This window comes from Bradyrhizobium sp. HKCCYLRH3073, from assembly GCF_051167995.1.
Classification (GTDB): Bacteria; Pseudomonadota; Alphaproteobacteria; order Rhizobiales; family Xanthobacteraceae; genus Bradyrhizobium.
In genome coordinates, this window is sequence record NZ_JBNPUD010000019.1 from 61,482 (window position 1) to 75,357 (window position 13,876).

The following is a 13,876-nucleotide window of genomic DNA, read 5'->3' on the forward strand; positions in this document are numbered from 1 at the left end:
AACCTGATTCGGCTTTCCTGTTGCGCGCGATTCGCAGCCGATCATGCCCACGCTTGAACCTTTGGAGATTGTCATGGACCGCCGCCACGTCTTGAAGGCCCTGGCGGGGCTCGCCCTGTGCCCCGTCTGCGCCACCCCGGGCTTCGCCGCCGAGGGCGCCCCGCACTGGAGCTATGAGGGCGCGACCGGACCGGCCAAATGGGGTGATCTCGACGCGGCCAACAAGGTCTGCGGCGTCGGCACCCAGCAATCGCCCATCGACATCGAGCACTCGACCCGGGCCCAGCTGCCCGACTTCAGGCTGAACTGGGCCAGGACCGCCGACACCATCGTCAACAACGGCCACACCATCCAGCTCAACTTCGCCGATGGCAGCAGCACCATGAAGCTCGAGGGCACCACCTACAAGCTGCTGCAGGTGCATTTTCATCGTCCGAGCGAGCACCAGATCGGCGGCAAGAACTATCCGATGGAGGCGCATTTCGTGCATCGCGCCGCCTCCGGCGGCCTCGCCGTCCTCGGCGTGCTCATGACCACCGGCCGCCCCAACGCCGCCTTCGCGCAGATCGTCGCGACGATGCCGGACAAGGAGGGTCCCGCGGTGAAGGCTGATCCGCGCATCAATCCCCACATGATGCTGCCAGCGCGCCGCTCCTATTATCGCTATGCCGGCTCGCTGACGACGCCGCCCTGCTCGGAGGTGGTCGAATGGCTGCTGCTGAGCGAGCCGGTCTCGGTCGCGGAAGCCGACGTGGCGAAATTCGCCAAACTGTATCCGATGAACGCCCGTCCGGTGCAGAAGCTCGACCGCCGCTTCGTGCTGCAAGGGGTGTAGTTCGCTCGCCGCGCGGCGGTGGAAAGCGCCGCCGCGCATTCCGCCGTCGTCCCGGCGAAAGCGGAACCCATACCGCGGAATCCTGATTGGTTGAGAAGATGGCGGAGACCCTCCGCCACATGTTGGCCGGTGGCTATAGGTCCCGGCTCAAGGCCGGGACGACACCTTTTGTGTCATGACCAGCGTTGGCCTTACGCGCTGCGTGCCAATGCCCCGTCGATCATCGCCACCGCATTGTTCAGGCCGTAGACCGCGACGAAGGAGCCGAAGCGCGGGCCCTTCTCCTGGCCGAGCAGCACCTGGTAGAGCATGTTGAACCAGTCGAGCGACACGCCCGGGCGGCCGTCCTTGCCCTTCTTGGCGTGGTCGAGGAACGGCTCGCGGCGGCCGATCTCGTAGACCACGTTCTGGATGTCCTCGGCCGTCGCCTCCGCCGGCAGGTTCGACAACGCGTCGCGCAGATCCTGCAGCGCCACGCGATCGCCCTCGGTCGGCTCGCGGAACGTCTTGGTGGGCGCGACGAAGTCGCGATAGTAGTTGATCGCGTAGCCGACCATCGCATCGAGCTTGGGATGGGTTTGCGGCGTCACGCCTGGCCGGTAGCGGCCGATGAAGCCCCATAGGGTCTCGGCATTCTCGGCGTTCGACGACGACACCAAGGTCAGCAGCAGTTGGAAGGTGACGGGCATGTCGGCCTTCGGCGGCTTGCCGGAATGGATGTGCCAGACCGGATTGCCGAGCTGCTGCTTGGCGTCCTGCCTGGAGAAGCCCTCGAGGAATTGCTGGTAATCGTCGACGTTGCGCGGGATGACGTCGAAATACAGCCGCTTCGCGGCCTTGGGCTCGCGATACATGAACAGCGACAGCGATTCCGGCGAGGCGTAGCGCAGCCATTCGTCGATGGTCAGGCCGTTGCCTTTCGACTTCGAGATCTTCTGGCCCTTCTCGTCGAGGAACAGCTCGTAGTTGAAGCCCTCCGGCGGGGTGCCGCCGAGCGCCGCGCAGATCTTGCCCGACAGCTTCACCGAATCGATCAGGTCCTTGCCGGCCATTTCGTAGTCGACGCCGAGCGCATGCCAGCGCATCGCCCAGTCCGGCTTCCATTGCAGCTTGCAATGGCCGCCGGTGACCGGAACGGTCATCCGCTCCCTGGTCTCGGGATCGTCGTAGGAGATCGTGCCAGCCTTGGCGTCGTGCTCGACGATCGGCACGTACAGCACCAGCCCGGTGCGCGGGCAAATGGGGAGGAACGGCGAGTAGCTGGCCGCGCGCTCCTCGCGCAGGGACGGCAGCATGATCGCCATCACCTTCTCCAGCCGTTCCAGCATGCGCAGCAGCGCCGCGTCGAACTTGCCGGAGGTGTAGTACTCGGTCGAGGAGGCGAACTCATAGTCGAAGCCGAATCTGTCGAGGAACGCGCGCAGCCGCGCATTGTTGTGCGCGGCGAACGAGGGATACTCGTTGGAGAACGGATCGGGGATACGCGACAGCGGCTTGCCCAGATGCGTGGCCAGCATCTCCTTGTTCGGCACGTTGTCCGGCACCTTGCGCAGGCCGTCCATGTCGTCGGAGAAGGCGAGCAGCCGGGTCTTGATCTTGTCCTCGGTGAGCACGCGGAAGGCGTGGCGCACCATCGTGGTGCGCGCGACCTCGCCGAAGGTGCCGATATGCGGCAGGCCGGACGGGCCGTAGCCGGTCTCGAACAGCACCTCGTCCTTCGGGGTTTTCTTCAACCGGTTCACGATCGCCTTCGCCTGCTCGAACGGCCAGGCGTTGGAGTTTTCGGCAAGCGCACGCAGGTCGCTCGGGCTGGTTGGGACGAGATCGATCGTGGACATCGTGAAGTACCGGTTTCGAAGGAGCAGAAAACTAACACAGGGCGTCATCGCGAGCGAAGCGAAGCGATCCAGCCGTCACAAGGCTTCTGGATTGCTTCGTCGCTCCGCTCCTCGCAATGACGGTGGATGCGCAGCGACGGCGGGCCGGGCGCATGACGCCTTCGCCCACCCGGCAGGTGAAACTCTAGAACGGGCTGATCGAGAAGTAGCGCAGCCACAGATCGGTGTAGCGGCCTTTTTCCCAGACCCGGAACAGCGCCCAGTTCAGCGCCTGGCGCAGGAGGTCGTTGCCCTTGCGCACGGCGATGCCGACGCCCTCGCCGAAATAACGGCTTTCGACGAAAGGTCCACCGGAAAAGGCGCAGCAATCGCCGGAATCGGTGCCATTGACCCAGAACGCCAGCGAGATGCCGTCACCGAAGATCAGGTCGACCTCAGAGCGGCGCAGCGCCTGCCGCAGCGCCTCGTCGTTCGGATAGGTCTTGATCTCGGCGTCGGTGAACATCGCCTTGAGGTAGGCCTCGTGCGCGGTGCCGGCGACGGCACCGATCTTCTTGCCCTCGAGAAATTCGGGGCGGATCTCGGTCATGACGGCGTCGCGGCGGGACACGAAACGCGCGGGCGCGCGGTAATACGGATCGGAGAAGTCGGCCCGCGCCCGCATCTGCGGCGTCACCGCGATCGAGGCGATGATCGCATCGCCCCGGTTGGACGACAGCGCGTCGAGCAGGGTTTCGAACCGGCGCATCTGGACGGTGCAGGTGACCTTGATCTCGTCGCAGATCGCCCTGGCAAGATCGACGTTGAAGCCGGCCGGATTGCCGTCCGGGCCGGTGAAGTTGAACGGCGGATAGTCGGTCTCGGTCAGGAACCGAATCACGGTGAGGCGCGACAGATCGGGCCGCTCCGGCCGGCGGCGCGGATCCCAGAAACCAGGGACGGCCTGCGGCGCCGCCTCGACGACCGGCCTCACCGGCGCTTGCGCGCGCACCTCGGAACCGGCCGCGGCGAGGCCGAAGCACAGCAACGCGCCAGCGGCGGCGCGGGCGAGACGGGTCGATTTCACGGGCTTTGACAAGACGGTCGGCATCAGCGGTCCCGATGGTCACCGCCTTATAAAGCATCCCAGCGCAAATTCGAGGCTGGATTCGGCCGGGAGGCAGCCGCCCGGCTGGAGCGTTAACGCGCTCAGAGGTATTTCTTGAGATCCGCCGCAGCTTCCTCGGGCGTCCGCTTCAGGTTGAACGGCGCGACGAACCGGCCATTGCGGTCCATCAGATACACCAAAGCAGTGTGGTCCATGGTGTAGTCGCCGTCCTTCAGCGGAACCTTCTTGGCATAGACGCGGTATTCGGTGAGAACCTTCGCCAGCACCTCGGGATCGCCCGTCAGGCCCTTGAGATGCGGGTCGAAGCTCGAGAGGTAATCCTTCATCGCGGCCGGATTGTCGCGCTCCGGGTCGACCGAGACGAAATAGGCGTTGACGCTGTCGGCATCCTTGCCCATCGCGCGCAGCACCTCGGAGATCTCGAACAGCGAGGTCGGGCAGACGTCAGGGCAATGGGTGAAGCCGAAGAAGATCAGGGTCGGCCGCCCCTCCAGGCTCTTCTCGGTGACGACCGCACCGCTCTGGTCGGTCAACTGGAACGGGCCGCCGATCGCCGCCGGCGCCGCGATGTTGCGTCCGCCGCCCATGACGAGGAACATCAGCGACAGCCCGATCACCAGGCTGGCGGCGAAGGCTCCGACGATCACCAGCGGACGGGTGATATTGGACGGCATTGCGCGCTCCTTCACTGTCTCTCAGAAGCAGGCCTGCAAGCCGGCCGCGAGGGTCTCGAAGAACACCGCGGTCCCGTACTGCGCCCACATCGTCACGGCCCCGAGGACGAGCCCGATCGCCGCGAGCCCCGCCGCGATGGCCGGCACAGCGGCGGGACGCCGGGCTTGCGACACGGACGGTATCTCTTGCGGCGCTGAAAGAGGCTGCATGATGGCGTACTCATCGGCCGGAGCCGACCACGCGGCCCGCCCCTCAGACTCCAGATAAGCCCCGCAACCGGTCCAGGCAAGCGCCGCAGTCGGGAGGCCGATCAGCCCAAATGCCAGCCGTTATCAATGGGAGGCGGAGGCCTTGGCCGCGGCCGGAGAGATGGCCGGCGCATTGGGAGCGACATGCGAGGACGAGGGCGAGGATGCCTGGGCATCCATGTAGCAGGGCTTGTACATCGCCTGCAGCTCCTTGCCCTTCAGGAAGATCATCCGGGGCGTCAGGCCGCCGCGCTGGGTGATCCAGCGGCGGATCGGCGACGGGTACATCGAGTAAAGCATCTGGGTCGCCTCGGGATTGGTGACGGCCCGGCCGTTGGCGCCGAAATCCCAGGCGGCGTGGAAACCGAGATTGGCATGCGAGGTGACGCAGATCTTCTCGTGCGGGATGGCGCCGAGCACGATGGTGCAGGCCGATGCGCAGAGCCCGTCGATGATCACGTACTCCCCGGAAGATCGCAGGCCCTGGTACCTGTCGACATAGGTTCCGATCCGGCCGCCGCGGTCATCGGCGATCCGGACCACGGCCTGGCTGGCGCCGACCCCCGACAGCAACAGAACGACCGCAAGCAATCCCGTCCAGAATTTCATGTCGAGCCCCAGTGCAACCCGGCGAAACCGATCTGACCGACTTTGGCACGCTTCGTGTGATGCGCTTCTTGTGATGCTTGGACTGCGGTGGACCTTGCAATCACGACCCCATCCGCAGAACCGGAACGCGAAGGCCAAATCCAAATCGCACATGCAGCGTGTTTCGAGATCGTGTTTTTGTCCAGGAGAGCGCAGCGACCAAAGCCAAATTCACCGCGAGTGTTGCAAGCCCGCTGCACCAATGAGTCGCTACCACCGAAAATGGCCGAACGCTGGTTCCGGACATGGCGGTCGCGCCACGAGCAAGGCGGAGGCCCGGCATGATTCGCCCATCGGCGCGGCAGCGGCGTCACGGCGGCACGACCGGCACTCCGGAGAAACCCGGGGGCCGCGCTTTCGCACGACACACCCCAATCAGGGCGGGAGGCGAATCCCGCGGATCGCCGGCCCAGCGGCGCTGGTGCGGTCCCGATGGCGGGTGAGGGCTCGCGCGGGCATGGCGTCATGCGACGACGTCAGGAGAGGCCGTCGACGCAATCACAAGTTTGTGCCGTCCGCTCCTGGCCCTGCGCCGCAATGACTGCGGTGGGGTCAGGCGGCACCGCGCCGTCTGATCGGGAGGAGATGAAGCGAGGTCGCGCCGACACCGCGCCAGCAGCCGGGAGACGATCGGCCTCCCGACGCTCACGGCCCCGGCGGATCGAACTAATTATCGGGCAGCCGAATCCGCGCACCGAAGGTGACGAGCGGCGCATCGGCGGCGCCGAGCTCGATCTGCCGCTCCGGCACCTCCTGATAGCTGCCGTCTTCAATCTTTTTTAATTCGTATTGCCAGACCGTTAACGTCTCGCCGCGCGCCAGCGCATCGCGGATGCGGCTGGCGCCGCGTCCCGGCAGCTTGACGAGGTCGTCGCGCATCATGCCGATCATCGTCGGGCTCTCACCGCGATGCAGCTCGAAGAAGACCATGCGATTGGGCTTGTCCTGCGGCTTGAGCACGGTATCCGCCGTGAACAGCACCAGGCAGATCGCGACGGCAATCCACTTCCAAGTGTCGGACATCATGAGACGCATTCCCCGCACCGCCGCCGCGCGAGACGTAGGCCTCGCGCAAACAGGCGGCAACTTACAGTTCTGTCATTCCGGATGAGATGACGTTCGACGTAATCGATTCGCTGCGCGCCGGGCGCGATGATGGGCTCCTCATCGTTCACAACATGGAGAGCACCGATGACCAACCCGACCGAGATCGCCGAGAGCTACATCGCGCTGTGGAACGAACGCGACGCCGCGCAGCGCGGCACCTTGCTCGCGCGCAACTGGACCAAGGATGCGCTCTACGTCGACCCGATGATGCGCGGCGAAGGACGCGACGCGGTGGATGGCCTGGTCGCGGGCGTGCAGCAGCGCTTTCCCGACTTCCGCTTTCGCCTGGTCGGTGCTGCGGACGGCCACGGTCCTCATCTGCGGTTTTCCTGGGAGCTCGGCCCCGAGAATGCGGAAGCCCCGATCCAGGGCACGGATTTCGTCGAGCTGGCCAACGGCCGCATCCAGCGCGTCACCGGATTTCTCGACAAGGTCCCGCAGGGCGCCTGATGGACGCTCCGACCGGTCCGGCGTCCGCTGCGGTGCCGGCCTGCCGCGATGGCCGGGCTCCCATGCGCGGATGCGCGACCTGCCTTGCGATGATTGCGCTACGTCAACGTCGGACGCGATCCGCCGCTGCAGAGCTTCTGCTCGCAACGGAGTCCAGGATCGCCGGAGACGGGCGTGCAGCAATCAAATCCCATCGATGATCACGCCATGGCGGCCGGCACGCTGGCCGCCATCACCACCCTGCCCGAGCTTTGGCGCTGGCGCGTCGCACAGAGCCCGGACAAGCCGGCCTACCGCCATTTCGACGCGCGAGGCGGCCGATGGGCGAGCTTCAGCTGGCGCGAGATCGATCTCGTCGTCGCCCGCTGGCGGCGGGCGCTTGCGGCCGAGGGCTTCGACCGGGGCGAGCGTATCGCCATCCTGATGCCGAACGGGATCGCGCATCTCGCGATGGACCAGGCGGCGCTGTCGCTCGGCCTGGTGCCGGTGCCGATGCACGCCGTCGATAACGCCGACAGCATCGCCTACATCCTCGCCGATTCCGGCGCCCGGCTGCTGCTGGTCGATTCGGACGCCCGCTGGGAGGAGATCGCGGCGGCCGGCGAGGCCCTTCCCGAACTGCGGCGCATCGTCTGCGCCGACCGACAACCGGCTGGCCCGACCGGCGATCCGCGCCTCGTCGATCTGGACGCGTGGTTGAACGCAGCCGGCAACGCCGCGCCTTCCGGCGCCCAGGCCGCCATCGCGCCGCACGACCTCGCCGCCATCGTCTACACCTCCGGCACGACGGGCCGGCCCAAGGGCGTGATGCTGTCGCACGACAACGTCGTCTCCAACCTCAAGGCGATTCATCAACGGCTCGCGGCCGACACCGACGACGTGTTCCTGTCGTTCCTGCCGCTGTCGCACACGTTCGAGCGCACCGCGGGCTATTATTACCCGATCGCCATCGGCGCCTGCATCGCCTATGCGCGGTCGGTGAAGCAATTGTCCGAAGATCTGGTGGAGGTCCGTCCGACGATCCTGATCTCGGTGCCGCGCATCTATGAACGCATCTACTCGCTGGTCATGCATCATCGCGGGACCGCAAACCCGCTCGAACGGGCGCTGCTCGACCTGACGATCGCGATCGGCGGCCGCCGCTTCGATGCGCAGCATGGGCGCGAAACGAGCCTGTCAGCGTTCGACCGTTTCGCGTGGCCGCTGCTGCGGCGCCTGGTCGCCGCCAAGGTGCTGGCCCGGTTCGGCGGACGGCTGCGGGTCGCCGTCAGCGGCGGCGCGCCGATCGCCGAGCCGGTGGTGCGGCTGTTCCTGGCGCTCGGGCTCAAGGTGCTGCAGGGCTACGGCATGACCGAGACCTCGCCCGTCGTCAGCGTCAACACGCCCGACGACAACGACCCGCGCACCGTCGGTCGCGCCCTGCCCGGCATCGAGGTGCGCATCGGCGACAATGACGAACTGATGGTGCGCGGCCCGAACGTGATGCTCGGCTACTGGCGCCGGCCGGAGGAAACCGCGCGGATCAAGGAAGCGGACGGCTGGCTGCACACCGGCGACCAGGCCCGCATCGATGCGGGACGCATCACCATCACCGGTCGGATCAAGGACATCCTCGTCACCTCGACCGGCGAGAAGATCGCGCCTGCCGATCTCGAGACCGCGATCCTGACCGATCCGCTGTTCGAGCAGGCAATCGTGATCGGCGAGAACCGGCCGTTCCTGGCCGCGATCGTCGTGCTCAATGCCAAGGGCTGGGCCGAGCAGCAGGCGCGGCTCGCGGCGCACGGCCAGCGCGGCACCGAGGCCGAGGCGGCATCGCTGCTGCGGCACATCGCCCGCGCCGTGAAGGCCTATCCCTCCTACGCGACGCCGAAAGCCGTGCATTGGACCTTGGAGCCGTGGACCATACAGGAAGGCCTGATCACGCCGACCTTGAAGAACAAGCGCCCGACGATCGAGCGTGCTTTCGCGACGGAGATCGAGGCGATCTATGCGAAGCGGGTGGCGCCACAGACTGCCGTTTCAGGCTCAGCCCGCGGCTGACCCGCTCGCATCCCTGGTCTCGCGCCGAGGGCATGCTGGCGAGGGCACGCCGGCGAGGTCCGTGCGCCGGCCTCGGCGAACCTTACCTGGCCGAGACCGCCAGCGATCCGATTAACCGGAAGGCGCTGCGACGGCGATGCGGAACGGGTTGCTCGGATCGATGGTCAGGGCTCCCTTCGGATCTGATTTGATCGCCCACGACACCGCCCCCTCCGCACTGGTCGAAGCAATGATCTCGGCGGTGTAGTACGGCTGGACCGTCGCTTGGGGGAAGTAGCTGGCCGAACTGGTCCAGACGCCTACGAAGAGCTCGACGCTCGTGTTCGCCGGCGGCGCGTAGAACGCGGTGGGCGTGCCGACCGAGCTGGTTGCGGCGTAGTATTGTCTCGCACGCGCCACGGTCGTGCCCGCCGGCACTCCTGTCCCGGTGACCGCTTGGCCCGCAACGACGCACGAGGGGTCAGCGAGGGTGACGGCGGCCTCGTCTTGGATCAGCGTCGCGGTCGTCGTGCTGACGAAGGTCACCGCGACCGCCGTGCCGGAAGACGTTGGAGGCAAATTGATGGTGACGGCCGATGCATTGACGTCGGTTACCACGGTGCCGGTCGCGATTCCCTGTCCGGATACGGACTGGCCGATCTGTACGAGCGACGGGTCTGCGACGTTGAAGATCGCCGTGATCCCTTCGAACAGATCGCCTGTGGTCGTGCTGGTGAAGGTCAGCAACGCGTCGCCGTTTTGGGTCGCGTTGGCGCTCAAAGTGATCCCGGTCGACTGAACCACGGCGCGCACGAGAGGATTGCCGGGGCCCAACACGCCCGGACTTTCCTGGCTCGGGAGCAGGACGAAGAAATTGCGTGCCGGATCGGCCACCGACGATGCACAGGCGAGTTGCATGGCGCCAGTGCCCTTGGGACCCTCCACCCACGATACGGCGAGAGGGCTCTTCGAATCGCGCAGCGGAGCCGAGCCGGCGCCGCCCGCGCTGGTGAAGTCCTGCGCGTAGAGGATGCCGAAATATTTCGAGAAGTCGGTCGCGAAATCGGTTGCAGTCCACGTTCCGTCGGAGAAATCGAGCCACAGGGCATCGTCGCTCTGCAGGTCGAAATCCGACGTATCCTTGCCGGACTTGAAAGGGATGAGCGGGTACCAGCCGATCGTCTGCACGAAGGCCGCCACGTTGGTGAAGTCAGAACCGGGAGGGGGACCCGACCACCCGACGCCGGACTGCATCGTGGCAAACGTCAGCGCGACGCCCGTCCCGCTCGCGGCGGCGGCCTGGGTCAGCGTGACCATGGTGTCGTTGACGCTGACCACGCTCGTCCCATTCTGTATCCCTTGACCGGAGACGGACTGGCCCGGGAGGGCAATCGAGGGATTGGCGACATTGGTGATGATCGTCGAACCTTGGGTCAGATCGCCGGTCGTCGTCGCGTCGAACAATGTGGTGAAGGTCAGCGGCGCTCCCGAACTGCTCGCGCTGGCGTTGGCGCTCATGATCACATCGGGCGGCGCGACGCCTGTCACCGTCGTCCCCTCCGGGACGCCTGCCCCCGAGACCTGCTGGCCGACGAAGATTCCCTGCGCCGCAGCGATGTTGGAGATCGTCGGCGATCCGGTCGCGAGGTCGCCTGTCGTCGTGACCGTGGCGGTCGGCACGAATTGCAGCGGGACCCCCGTGCCGCTCGTCGTGGCGGCGAGGCTCATCGTCACAATACTTCCGTTGACGCCCGTCACCGTCGCTCCCGCCGGCACTCCCGCCCCGGAGACGACTTGGCTGGCGAAAATCCCCGATGGATCGGAAACGGTGACGGCCGTCGAATTTGCGGTGAGGCTGCCTGTCGTCTCGACCGGAGGGTTTGGTCCCGCACCGGCAGCCATGAAGGCGACGTAGTTGGCGAGATTTATCGTGACGTTCCCCACCGGCATGTTCATTTCGCTGCTGATCCACGGGATCTCCGCGCCCGGCGCCTGTGGTCCGGACTTGGCGACAGACGGGAAATCAGTGCGGTCGAACACCGCGACCGGGGTGGCTTTGGAGATGTCGCGGCCGCCGTTCGGCGCGTCGATGTACTGCGCCACACGCGTCGGCGTCCACGCGATGGTGTACGTATGAAACTCGCTGTAAGGCGCGAAGTTTCCAGACGTGTCGAACAGATACGCCTCGTTGTTGAGCACCGCCGAGGTGAAGGAGTTCGGATCGCTCGTGCCGGGTATGGGGCTCACCCGGAGTATTCCGGTGTGCGTGACGTCGGGCCATCCGGTGAAATCGACGGTATTCGAGGCTTGGCCGGCAGGGCTCCGCCAGTAGTTGAGCGCCACGGCATTGGTCATGTCGAGGTCGGATGGAGCCGCGAGCGACGTCAGCGGATATTTCCAGATCGTCGCGTCAGGCCAGATCAAATTGGGCCCGGTCTGGTCGACGAGCAACTCCCACCAGGTCGACCCGCGCGCCGGCGCGTGCAGGGGTTGGAAGACGGAGACATTGAATGCGGTCTCCTCGTTGCCACCGGGACCGCTGAGGCCGGCGATCACGCTTCCGAGCGTGCCCTCCGGCGTGAGATCACTTGTATCGATGATCAGCACGTCTTTGACTGGCTGGCTACCGGCGAGGCCAACCGACCAAACGTTCACGGGGGTGAACTGGAAGGTCTGGCCTGATACGGGCGCGCTGGCGGCCTGGCTCAGCGTGACGATCGACGTCGATTGGTCGACCTCGGTGATGAAGGTCCCTTCGGGAAGGAGACCGGGGTTACCCACGGCGGAGACCGCCTCGCCGCCCGAAAGCTGTCCGATCAGGCCAACCGTGGTGATATCGATCTGATTGAGCTGGCCGCTGTTGATGTTTCCCGAACCGCCCGACGCCGCGACGGTGACCGTGACCGGCCCTGCGCCGAACAAGCCGGTGCCGCTGTTGAGTTCGTTGAGCGCTGTCTGCAGGTCGCCGGAACTGATATTGTAAGCAAGATCACCGGTCTTGGCGCCAGTCGTGCCGTCCTCCAGGACGAACGTTCCGCCGCTGGGCGGAGCGCCCGGCGCGCCCATCCACGTATTGTAGTAGGCCCACATCTGCTGCGCGATGGCCTCATCGGTCCGCGTGAAGCCGAGTGTCCAAGAGGTCGCGGCCGGATCGAGTGTCTGCGAACGCGGATCTCCCAGAGCGACGGTTGCGCCGAAGGTTTGCAGGTCATTCGGTTTTGGCAGCCCGCCCGCGAAGGTGGCGTAGGCCGCCTGGGTCGCCTGGGTGAAGGGGACGAACTCGAAATCGACCTCGTTCCAATTCCAGTTCTGCGCTACGTCGGGCGATTGCGCCGCCGAGGGCGCGTTGGAGTAGAGCCAGAATGCCGAGCAGACGGGACCCGGTGCCGCCTGCATCCTGCAAATGAACAGACCGTAACCGAAGCTGCGGTTGGACTGCATCTGCGCGGAAAGATAGTCGCCGTATCGGGAATAGTTATCGACTCCCGTCGATGAGACAGGCTGCTCTGCCACTGGACGTTCCCCTTGCCGAAACGAAGATGTCGGGGCCGATCCGGCCCCTTAACAATCCATGATTGGGTTTAATCTATGATTGTAATGAAAATACATACACGCGAAACTTGCGCCATCAGGACTTTCTAGTCAATTGAAATACACCTTAAAGGTGTATTCGATGGCAGTTTTTCGAGGATGAGAGGCGTGATCATGTCCCAGCTGCATCTTGGCAACCGGACGATCTTCAGAACCGCTCCTCCGGCCGGCCGCCGTGTCGTCAGCCGCGCAGGTTGAGGAAGCCAGGGCCGCAACGACGCTCCGGCGCGCGCACGGTCCCTGCCCGTCAGTCGATCGCGACAGCCAAAAGGTCTGCACCTGCCGCGACGCCCATCTTCACGATCTCCCGCGAACGTCGGGTTGGTGTCAGGTTCGAGACCGCGCGGTCCTGATCGATTTGCAGCGAAAGTGCGGAGCGGCAGGGGAGGTCCGCCCTCCACCGGGCGCGCGCAACGCATACCGTCCTGACGCCGCAGCTGCACCTCATCGCGCAGCATAGACCGCGTACTCGTCTTATCCGGCGCTATCGGAAGCGGTGGACAATTCACCTTCGCATTGTCGGCATCCAATGCGGAGCTTGGAGCGGGCGAAGGGAATCGAACCCTCGTATGCAGCTTGGGAAGCTGCCGTTCTACCATTGAACTACGCCCGCGCTCGCCAATGCTTAGCCGACACGATGCGTTTCGCCAAGCGGCTTGTTGCCGCGCGATCTGCGGGCCCAGACGGCGAACGCGAAAGGTCTGCGATGGCCGGATCGCCCGATCGTGATCGGTCGCAACCGCAAGTCTCGGGAACAGATTGGGCGATCTCGCCTTGCCATTGGAGCCGGCGCTCGCGTCGCCGCGCCGTGTGCTGGGAGTTCACATCATGCAGAGCCATGGCCACAAGTCTCCGACCGCCCCCTCGAAAACCCTCGCCTTCATGTCGGGCCCGTCGGCGCTCGACCTCTACACGCTCGGTTGCGGCCTGTTCCTGGCCTTCGCGCCCGCGCTGTTCGGCTTCGCGCGCAGCGCCGGCCGGATCGATGCTGAGCTGGCGGGAGCTGCCGTCGTCGCGCTCTCGTTCGGCGGCCTCGTGGCGTTCGCCGATTGGGAGGAGTGGCTGAAGGTTGCGCTTGGCGTATGGCTGATTGCAGCGCCGTGGCTGCTCGGGTTCGCGCATACATCGGCGATGCATGTCAGCATCACGGTCGGGATCGCCGTGACCTTCCTAAGCCTCCTCGAGCTGTGGCTCGCGCATGATCCTGATTTTGCTGGCGATCGCACCGGAATGGTGAGCCGCTCGTCTGAGCTCTGATCGATCGCGTCTCGCCTGCGACAACAGAGATCGCAACGCAACGCTTGACAACCATCACCCAAATCAGGGCAAACCCGCCCCCGTCACGCCGCGCTGT

At 65.6% G+C, this 13,876-nt stretch carries 11 protein-coding genes and 1 tRNA gene; 4 read left to right on the top strand and 8 right to left on the bottom strand.

Going from position 1 to position 13,876, the window contains the following annotated elements; genetic code table 11:
* The first annotated feature begins 73 nt into the window (after positions 1-73).
* The gene (locus ACQR1X_RS29790) at positions 74-835 is read left to right on the top strand and encodes a carbonic anhydrase (protein WP_315801570.1); all 762 of its coding nucleotides are present in this window, start codon (positions 74-76) and stop codon (positions 833-835) included.
* A 191-nt stretch (positions 836-1,026) separates the two neighbouring features.
* On the opposite strand, the gene ACQR1X_RS29795 is transcribed toward ACQR1X_RS29790, so the two are convergent.
* The 6 genes from ACQR1X_RS29795 to ACQR1X_RS29820 all read right to left on the bottom strand — a co-directional run bounded on the left by ACQR1X_RS29795 (position 1,027) and on the right by ACQR1X_RS29820 (position 6,378).
* Positions 1,027-2,673: a lysine--tRNA ligase gene (locus ACQR1X_RS29795; RefSeq protein ID WP_434900162.1), complete on the bottom strand. Its 1,647-nt coding sequence runs from the start codon at positions 2,671-2,673 to the stop codon at positions 1,027-1,029.
* Between the two features lie 184 nt (positions 2,674-2,857).
* On the bottom strand, positions 2,858-3,763 hold the full coding sequence (locus ACQR1X_RS29800) for a transporter substrate-binding domain-containing protein (RefSeq protein ID WP_316181978.1): 906 nt from the start codon (positions 3,761-3,763) through the stop codon (positions 2,858-2,860).
* Positions 3,764-3,861: 98 nt separating this feature from the next.
* The gene (locus tag ACQR1X_RS29805; RefSeq protein WP_315801573.1) at positions 3,862-4,455 is read right to left on the bottom strand and encodes an SCO family protein; all 594 of its coding nucleotides are present in this window, start codon (positions 4,453-4,455) and stop codon (positions 3,862-3,864) included.
* A gap of 21 nt (positions 4,456-4,476) precedes the next feature.
* Positions 4,477-4,629 (bottom strand): hypothetical protein, encoded by a 153-nt coding sequence (locus ACQR1X_RS29810; RefSeq protein ID WP_315801574.1) that lies wholly within the window; start codon positions 4,627-4,629, stop codon positions 4,477-4,479.
* A 159-nt stretch (positions 4,630-4,788) separates the two neighbouring features.
* Positions 4,789-5,313, bottom strand: a complete 525-nt coding sequence (locus tag ACQR1X_RS29815) for a hypothetical protein (RefSeq protein ID WP_316181980.1) — start codon at positions 5,311-5,313, stop codon at positions 4,789-4,791.
* A 705-nt stretch (positions 5,314-6,018) separates the two neighbouring features.
* Positions 6,019-6,378 (bottom strand): hypothetical protein, encoded by a 360-nt coding sequence (locus tag ACQR1X_RS29820; protein ID WP_315801576.1) that lies wholly within the window; start codon positions 6,376-6,378, stop codon positions 6,019-6,021.
* Between the two features lie 165 nt (positions 6,379-6,543).
* Between ACQR1X_RS29820 and ACQR1X_RS29825 the strand changes: the two genes are divergently transcribed.
* Both ACQR1X_RS29825 and ACQR1X_RS29830 read left to right on the top strand, forming a co-directional pair.
* Positions 6,544-6,909 carry a nuclear transport factor 2 family protein gene (locus ACQR1X_RS29825; protein ID WP_434874016.1) on the top strand — a complete coding sequence of 122 codons (366 nt, stop codon included), beginning with the start codon at positions 6,544-6,546 and terminating at the stop codon, positions 6,907-6,909.
* Between the two features lie 174 nt (positions 6,910-7,083).
* Positions 7,084-8,952 (top strand): AMP-dependent synthetase/ligase, encoded by a 1,869-nt coding sequence (locus ACQR1X_RS29830; RefSeq protein ID WP_434900163.1) that lies wholly within the window; start codon positions 7,084-7,086, stop codon positions 8,950-8,952.
* A 111-nt stretch (positions 8,953-9,063) separates the two neighbouring features.
* Here ACQR1X_RS29830 and ACQR1X_RS29835 read toward each other — a convergent pair whose 3' ends face one another.
* Positions 9,064-12,444 carry a hypothetical protein gene (locus ACQR1X_RS29835; protein ID WP_434900164.1) on the bottom strand — a complete coding sequence of 1,127 codons (3,381 nt, stop codon included), beginning with the start codon at positions 12,442-12,444 and terminating at the stop codon, positions 9,064-9,066.
* Between the two features lie 617 nt (positions 12,445-13,061).
* A tRNA-Gly gene (locus ACQR1X_RS29840) sits at positions 13,062-13,135 on the bottom strand.
* Between the two features lie 215 nt (positions 13,136-13,350).
* Between ACQR1X_RS29840 and ACQR1X_RS29845 the strand changes: the two genes are divergently transcribed.
* Positions 13,351-13,779, top strand: coding sequence for an SPW repeat protein (locus ACQR1X_RS29845; RefSeq protein WP_315801580.1), 429 nt, complete (start codon positions 13,351-13,353; stop codon positions 13,777-13,779).
* Positions 13,780-13,876: the final 97 nt, after the last annotated feature.

Coding starts and splice junctions, on each gene's coding strand:
- ACQR1X_RS29790 (WP_315801570.1), top strand. CDS start 74: ATGGACCGCCGCCACGTCTTGAAGGCCCTGGCGGGGCTCGCCCTGTGC.
- ACQR1X_RS29795 (WP_434900162.1), bottom strand. CDS start 2,673: ATGTCCACGATCGATCTCGTCCCAACCAGCCCGAGCGACCTGCGTGCG.
- ACQR1X_RS29800 (WP_316181978.1), bottom strand. CDS start 3,763: ATGCCGACCGTCTTGTCAAAGCCCGTGAAATCGACCCGTCTCGCCCGC.
- ACQR1X_RS29805 (WP_315801573.1), bottom strand. CDS start 4,455: ATGCCGTCCAATATCACCCGTCCGCTGGTGATCGTCGGAGCCTTCGCC.
- ACQR1X_RS29815 (WP_316181980.1), bottom strand. CDS start 5,313: ATGAAATTCTGGACGGGATTGCTTGCGGTCGTTCTGTTGCTGTCGGGG.
- ACQR1X_RS29820 (WP_315801576.1), bottom strand. CDS start 6,378: ATGATGTCCGACACTTGGAAGTGGATTGCCGTCGCGATCTGCCTGGTG.
- ACQR1X_RS29825 (WP_434874016.1), top strand. CDS start 6,544: ATGACCAACCCGACCGAGATCGCCGAGAGCTACATCGCGCTGTGGAAC.
- ACQR1X_RS29845 (WP_315801580.1), top strand. CDS start 13,351: ATGCAGAGCCATGGCCACAAGTCTCCGACCGCCCCCTCGAAAACCCTC.